Genomic DNA, 6,411 nt, shown 5'->3' with positions numbered 1-6,411 from the left:
CCCCTGCGCGGGCCCCCCCCCCCGAACGCGCTTCTCGCCCCGCCCCCCCCCCCCCCCCCCCCCACCCCGCCATCCCACGGAATGCCGCTGTTGCTTTGGCTTTGGCTGTTGCTGTTGCTGTTGCCCTGGCTTCGGCGGGTGCAGGGCGCAGCCCTGCCGAATCCCATTACACTCCAGAGAGATTTCCCTGCTGGAGAGAGCAATGAAGCGAGTAGCACTGGGCGTGCTGGCCCTGTCAGTGTCGAGCGCACTGATGGCGGCCACCCCGAAATTCGACGGCGCGCGGATCTCGGCCGACGTCAAGGAACTGGCCTCCGACGCCTACGAAGGCCGCTCCCCGGCCACCGCCGGCGAAGAAAAGACCATCGCCTTCCTCAGCAAGCAGTTCGCCGATGCCGGCCTGCAGCCGGGCGGTGACCTCAAGGATGGCAAGCGCCTGTGGACCCAGGCCGTTCCGCTGCGCAAGGGCGACATCGTCGGCGCACCGCAGCTGGCGCTGCACCAGGGCGGCAAGACCGTTGCGCTGGAGCAGGGCAAGCAGATCGCCGTGCGCGCCGCCATGAACGGCGCCAGCAACGTCGATATCAGCAAGGCGCCGCTGGTGTTCCTCGGCTACGGCGTGAAGGCCCCGGAGCGCAACTGGGACGACTTCAAGGGCGTGGACCTGAAGGGCAAGATCGCCGTCGTGCTGATCAACGATCCGGACTTCGAGATCGGCCAGGGCGACTTCGACGGCAAGGGCATGACCTACTACGGCCGTTGGACCTACAAGTACGAAGAAGGTGCCCGCCAGGGCGCGCTGGGCGTGCTGATCGTGCACGAGACCGCACCGGCGTCGTACGGCTGGGCCACCGTGGCCGGCTCCAACACCAACACTATGTTCGATGTGGTGCGCGACAACCCGGCGGAAAGCCACCCGCTGCTGGAAGGCTGGATCCAGCGCGACCTTGCCGTGGAGCTGTTCCGCTCGGCCGGGCAGGACTTCGAAGCGCTGAAGAAGAAGGCGCAGCAGCGCGACTTCACCCCGGTGCCGCTGACCGGCGCCAGTCTGGACGCGAAGTACGCGGTGAAGACCGAAGTGATCACCTCGCACAACGTGGCCGCACGCCTGGAAGGCAGCCGCCACCCGGACGAGACCATCGTCTACAGCGCGCACTGGGACCACATCGGCGTGGGTGAGCCGGACGCGCGTGGCGACCGCATCTTCAACGGTGCGCTGGACAACGCCAGCGGTACTGCCTCGCTGATCGAGCTGGCCCGTGGTTTCGCCAAGGCCAAGCGCCCGGAGAGGTCAGTGCTGTTCCTGGCAGTCACCGCCGAGGAAAAGGGCCTGCTGGGTTCGGAGTACTACGCCACCCATCCGCTGTACCCGCTGGAAAAGACCGTGGCGGTGATCAATATGGATGGCATGGCGCCGTTCGGTCCGTCGCGCGATTTCGGCATCTACGGCGCCGCGCGCTTCGAGCTGCTGGACCAGCTGAAGGACGTGGCCAAGGGCTGGGATATCCGCTACACGCCGGACCCGAAGCCGGAAGCGGGCCTGTTCTTCCGCTCCGATCACTTCCCGTTCGCCAAGCGTGGCGTGCCGGCACTGTCGTGGTCGGCCGGCCAGGACTGGGTGGACGGTGGCGTGGCTGCGGGCAAGAAGGCCTCGGAAGACTACACCGCCAAGCGCTACCACCAGCAGGGCGACGAATGGCAGCCGGACTGGGTGTTCGCCGGTGCCGCCCGCGACCTGGAAGTGCTGTACACGCTGGGCAACCAGCTGGCCAACTCCCGTGCCTGGCCGAACTGGAGCAAGGACGAGTCGTTCCGCGCCGTACGCGACGCCAGCGCCGACCAGCGCCAATAAGAAGCACCGGTGGTGCCGGCCGCTGGCCGGCATTGCTGCGAGGCTTGCGGCGATGACGGGGTGCCGGCCAGCGGCCGGCACTGCCAGAGCCGCTTCCATCCCCGCTTTCCCGCCCTTCGTCGCAGCCCGCTTGCTTGCCCGGCGGGCCGCCCTATGCTCGGCTCACCCCCTTCCTCCAAGGCGCCGCCGTGTTCGCCAGCCTTTCTCTCCTGTTACGTCATCTGCTGGCCTGGGCTGCGGCGCTGTTCGTCGCAGGCATGGTCTGGAGCGGCATCTTCAGTGGCATGAACGATGGCCCGGGCTGGATTTTCGGCCTGCTGGCGATGTTCCTGATCATTTCCGCGCTGGGCAGTGCCATCACCCATATCCGCCGAGTCTGGCTGGTGGCCGGTCGCCTGGATGCCACCACCTTGTCCGGGCGCCAGCGCCGCCAGATCGAACTGCCGATGGACGCCGGCCACGCGTTCTCGGTAGTGGAAGCGGCGATCGCCGAACTTCCCCGCGTGGAGGATGTGGAAAGCTCGGCCGGCAGCCTGCAGGTGCGCGCCTATGTTCGCCGCGTGGATCTCTGGAATGGGCGTCAGCCCTCGCGCTGGAACCTGCCGGCGCGGCTGGCGATCAAGCGCAACAGCGTGCTGGCCACGGTCACGCCGGGGCAGGGCACCAGCACCGTCACCCTACTGTTTGAACCGGATGCGGGCTGGTGGGCCGACCTGCTGGCGCTGGACGAGGGCAGCAACTTCGAGAACGCCGAAGCGGTCACCCGTGCGATCAGCCGCCGCGTGGCCGACCAGCGTCGCGATGAGCAGGCCGCCGCCGAACAGACCCAGGTGGAAAAGGAACTGTCGGTGGCGCGCTTGAATCTGCTGCACGCGCAGGTGGAACCGCACTTCCTGTACAACACGCTGGCCAACGCGCAGGTGCTGACCCGCACCGACCCGGCGCGTGCCGAACAGATGCTCGGCCACCTGATCCAGTACCTGCGCAGCTCGTTGCCGCAGGTGGACGAATCGGTGTCCACGCTGGGCGTGGAGCTGGAGCGCACCCGCGCCTACCTGGAGATTCTGCGTATCCGCATGGGCGCGCGGCTGGCGGTGGAAGTGCAGGTACCCAACGAACTGCATGGCGTGCACCTGCCGGCGATGGCGTTGCAGACACTGGTGGAAAACGCGATCAAGCACGGCCTGGAACCCAAGCCCGGCGGTGGCACGATCTGGATCCTCGCGCGTGGTTTCGATGACCACGTGACCGTGACCGTCGCCGACGACGGGCTCGGCTTCGGGCAGGGCACCAGCGGTACCGGCATCGGCCTGAAGAACCTGCGCGAGCGCCTGCGCCTGACCTGCGGTGAGCAGGCCGGTGTGGCGATCGTGGCCAATTTCCCCAGCGGCGTGGCCGCGACCATGACCCTGCCGCAGTCGCACAAGGAGCGCAGCCATGCCGCTTGAGGCACTGATCGCTGAAGACGAAGAACTGCTGCGGCAGTCGCTGGTGGAGCAACTTCGCCGGCTGTGGCCGGACCTGAAGCTGGTGGCCGAGTGCGAGGACGGCGCCAGCGCGCTGGAGCAGCTGGCCGAGAAGCAGCCGGACATCGCTTTCCTCGATATCCGCATGCCCGGTATCAGCGGCATCGAGGTCGCGCGCTCGCTGTCCGAGCTGAGTCCGCGCACCCAGGTGGTGTTCGTTACTGCCTACGACCAGTACGCCATCGATGCATTCGAGCAGGGCGCGATGGATTACCTGCTCAAGCCGGTAAGCGACGAGCGCCTGCTTGCCACCCGCGAACGCATCCTGTCGCGGCTGCCATCGACGCGGCAGGACGATGCCGTGCTGGAGCGCCTGCTGCAGCGGTTGGGCCCATCGCAGGGCACTGCAGAGCGACCGCCGCTGGCCTGGATCACCGCCAGCAACGGCCGCGAGACGCAGCTGATCATGCTGGAGGAGGTGGCCTACTTCCGCGCCGACAACAAGTACACCACCGTGGTCACTGCCGCCGGCGAGAGCCTGCTGCGCACGCCGTTGCGCGAACTGCTGGAAGTGCTCGACCCGCAGCATTTCCGCCAGATCCACCGCTCGACCATCGTCAACATGAAGGCCGTGGCGGCGGTCAGCCGCGACGATACCGGGCGGGGCGTGCTGCGCCTGCGTGGCCGAACGGAAACGCTGGTGGTCAGCCAACCGTTCATGAGCCTGTTCCGCGGCATGTAGCCGCAGCCGCATCCCCCCTGCACCGAGGAATGAACATGTCCCGTCTGCTGATTGCGTGCGTTGCCGTGCTGGCACTGGCCGGCTGCGAAAAATCCCGCAACACCTCGATCACCCGCACCCATGCCAACGGCGTGGACACGCTGTACAGCAAGAGTACGGTGGTCGACGGCGAGGCGCGCTTTCAGTGCATTGCCAGCAGCAGTGGCCACTGCCATTACCTGGTGCTGGACCCAGCATGCAGCACCGATGCCGCGTGCACCACGCCGCCGCTGCGCCGGTTTGCGGTTGCGGCAGGCAAGACCGAGGCCATGCGTGGCCTGCCCGACGGCTTCCGCCAGTGCGTCAGCCAGGACCCGATAGAACACTGCCACCGCGAGTGATCACGGTGGCAGTGTGGATCCCCCCGCTTCGCTGAAGGGTCAGTAGGCAGGCTGCAGCGTCAGCTCGTGATGGTGTTCGGTTTCGCCGACGTGGTTCAGGCGTCCGACCAGCTCCGAGTGCTGCTTCATCCGCCCGATCTCGGTCATGATGCGGATGTCCTCGTGGCGCAGTTCGCGCTTGGTGGTGACCGCCTGCTTGTAGTCCAGCACTTCCGGGTAGTGCTCGGCCAGGTCCAGTGCCTCGGCCACGTGCTCCACGCTGTCGGCCTTGGAACTGATGCGGGCGCGGCTGTTGAAGGCCTTCATCCAGCGCTCGAAGCCGGCCTGCTGATCGAACATGTTGGCCATGAACCAGATCACGAACAGGATCGAGACCCATGAGCCGAACACGATCACCACGCGGGTGAAGGTGATATGGAAGTCATCGCGCCACAGGTAGTTGGCGATCAGGCCCAGGATCAGCAGAGAGGCTGCCTGCCAGCCGATGATCGATGCGATCAGCCACTGGCACTTGGCCTGGGCCAGCACCGCCACTTCATCGCGGATCTGCTGCTCGCTGAGGTTGCGCCAGTGCGCCACCTGTTTGTCGAACGGGCTGCTGTAGAGCTCGTTGTCGCGAAGCAGAATTCCCAAACCCTTGAACAAGGCAATCATGGCTGGCTCCTTGTGGAACGTGCGTCGATCAGCATTGGACGGTGTGGCGGGTCCAGTTCTAGCACTTCCAGCGGGCGGTGCAACGGGGGCAATGCCAAGCGGCGCAAGGGTTTGCCCGGCGGGAGTGAAAATTGATGCATTGCATCATCGCGGTCACAGCCTGCGACAGGATGTCGCAGGGTGAAACGTGCTGCGGCCGCACATGAAACGGTCGCTGAGCGTGGAGGCTCGCCGCCTGCGCCGTGATCGCCGAGAATCGGGGCCGACCGCGCAAGATGCGACCGTTCTTCCGACTTTCCTGGGCCCGTGATGCCGGCTTTGCTGCAGCGACTCTACCGCCCCGTCACCGCGCCGATCCGGCGCTGGGTACTGGACGCCTTCCCGCGCGGCCAGAGTGGCATCGACTACGACCATCCGCAGGGCGACCCGGGCTGGTTCGGCCCGGACAGCGTCACCTGGCGGCTGCACGCCGAATTTCCCTCGATGCTCGCCGGTGGCCTGTGCGCGCTGATGCTGCAGACACTGCACCCACGCGCGCTGGCCGGGGTCTACGACCACTCCAATTTCCGCCAGGACCTGGTGGGACGCCTGCGCCGCACCACCGCCTTCGTTGCCGGCACCAGCTACGCGCCCACTGGCGAAGTGGAGGCGCTGGTGGCCAAGGTGCGCCGTATTCATGCACGGATCCGCGGCCAGACCGCGCAGGGCGAGCCCTACGCCGCCGACGATCCGCAGTTGCTGACCTGGGTGCACGTGACCGAAGCCTTCGGGTTCCTGCAGGGTTTCCGCCGCTATGGGCGCGAGGTGCCGGGGAACATCGCCGACCGCTACTACGATGAGTACCGCCGTGTGGCCGAGGCGCTGGGTGCAGTGGATGTGCCGTGCAGCGAAGCCGAGGTGGCGGCGTACTTCTGCGCGCGGCAACCGGAGCTGCGTGTGGACGAGCGCTCGCGTGAAGTGCTGGAGGTGCTGTCCGGCGTGCGCCTGCCGGTACCGGTGCCGGGGCTGTCGCGCGAGGTGTTCCTGGGTGCAGGCGTGGCGCTGCTGCCGGACTGGGCCGAGGGCATGCTCGAGCGCAGTGGACGCCAGCGTGCGCAGGCGGCAGCTTCAGCGAAGTTGATGCAGGGCATGGCGCCGCTGTTCCGCCGCGCGCTGCCCGATGGCCTGGCCAGCCGCGCCTGCGCGCGCATGGGCGTGCCGGTGGAGATCCTGCGCGAGTGGCCTGCGGTTGCCTGGTAGGTGCCAACCTTGGTTGGCATGCCTTTCACGCGGTGCCGCGGGAGCGCCAACCAAGGTTGGCATCTACCCGAGCGGATT

6 protein-coding genes are annotated in these 6,411 nt (G+C 67.1%); 5 read left to right on the top strand and 1 reads right to left on the bottom strand.

What is annotated here, in order from left to right; translation table 11 throughout:
- Positions 1-202: 202 nt before the first annotated feature.
- From R5H29_RS06950 to R5H29_RS06935, 4 genes are all read left to right on the top strand, one after another.
- Positions 203-1,852 carry a M28 family metallopeptidase gene (locus tag R5H29_RS06950; RefSeq protein WP_332328958.1) on the top strand — a complete coding sequence of 550 codons (1,650 nt, stop codon included), beginning with the start codon at positions 203-205 and terminating at the stop codon, positions 1,850-1,852.
- Positions 1,853-2,040: 188 nt separating this feature from the next.
- Positions 2,041-3,300: a sensor histidine kinase gene (locus tag R5H29_RS06945; protein ID WP_021204365.1), complete on the top strand. Its 1,260-nt coding sequence runs from the start codon at positions 2,041-2,043 to the stop codon at positions 3,298-3,300.
- Positions 3,290-4,060 (top strand): LytTR family DNA-binding domain-containing protein, encoded by a 771-nt coding sequence (locus R5H29_RS06940; RefSeq protein ID WP_021204366.1) that lies wholly within the window; start codon positions 3,290-3,292, stop codon positions 4,058-4,060. Before R5H29_RS06945 ends, R5H29_RS06940 begins: the two co-directional genes overlap by 11 nt.
- Before the next feature lie 35 nt (positions 4,061-4,095).
- Positions 4,096-4,440, top strand: coding sequence for a hypothetical protein (locus tag R5H29_RS06935; RefSeq protein ID WP_031270794.1), 345 nt, complete (start codon positions 4,096-4,098; stop codon positions 4,438-4,440).
- A 39-nt stretch (positions 4,441-4,479) separates the two neighbouring features.
- Here R5H29_RS06935 and R5H29_RS06930 read toward each other — a convergent pair whose 3' ends face one another.
- The gene (locus tag R5H29_RS06930; RefSeq protein ID WP_021204368.1) at positions 4,480-5,094 is read right to left on the bottom strand and encodes a hypothetical protein; all 615 of its coding nucleotides are present in this window, start codon (positions 5,092-5,094) and stop codon (positions 4,480-4,482) included.
- A gap of 309 nt (positions 5,095-5,403) precedes the next feature.
- On the opposite strand from R5H29_RS06930, the gene R5H29_RS06925 reads away from it, so the two are divergent.
- Positions 5,404-6,333 (top strand): oxygenase MpaB family protein, encoded by a 930-nt coding sequence (locus R5H29_RS06925; RefSeq protein ID WP_332328957.1) that lies wholly within the window; start codon positions 5,404-5,406, stop codon positions 6,331-6,333.
- Positions 6,334-6,411: the final 78 nt, after the last annotated feature.

Source organism: Stenotrophomonas sp. A3_2 (assembly GCF_036624925.1).
GTDB classification, from domain to species: domain Bacteria; phylum Pseudomonadota; class Gammaproteobacteria; order Xanthomonadales; family Xanthomonadaceae; genus Stenotrophomonas; species Stenotrophomonas hibiscicola.
This window is presented reverse-complemented; position numbering and strand designations above follow the sequence as displayed.

Bases quoted from the DNA above. Each gene is read 5' to 3' on its own strand.
- R5H29_RS06950 (WP_332328958.1), top strand. From the start codon at position 203: ATGAAGCGAGTAGCACTGGGCGTGCTGGCCCTGTCAGTGTCGAGCGCA.
- R5H29_RS06940 (WP_021204366.1), top strand. From the start codon at position 3,290: ATGCCGCTTGAGGCACTGATCGCTGAAGACGAAGAACTGCTGCGGCAG.
- R5H29_RS06935 (WP_031270794.1), top strand. From the start codon at position 4,096: ATGTCCCGTCTGCTGATTGCGTGCGTTGCCGTGCTGGCACTGGCCGGC.
- R5H29_RS06930 (WP_021204368.1), bottom strand. From the start codon at position 5,094: ATGATTGCCTTGTTCAAGGGTTTGGGAATTCTGCTTCGCGACAACGAG.
- R5H29_RS06925 (WP_332328957.1), top strand. From the start codon at position 5,404: ATGCCGGCTTTGCTGCAGCGACTCTACCGCCCCGTCACCGCGCCGATC.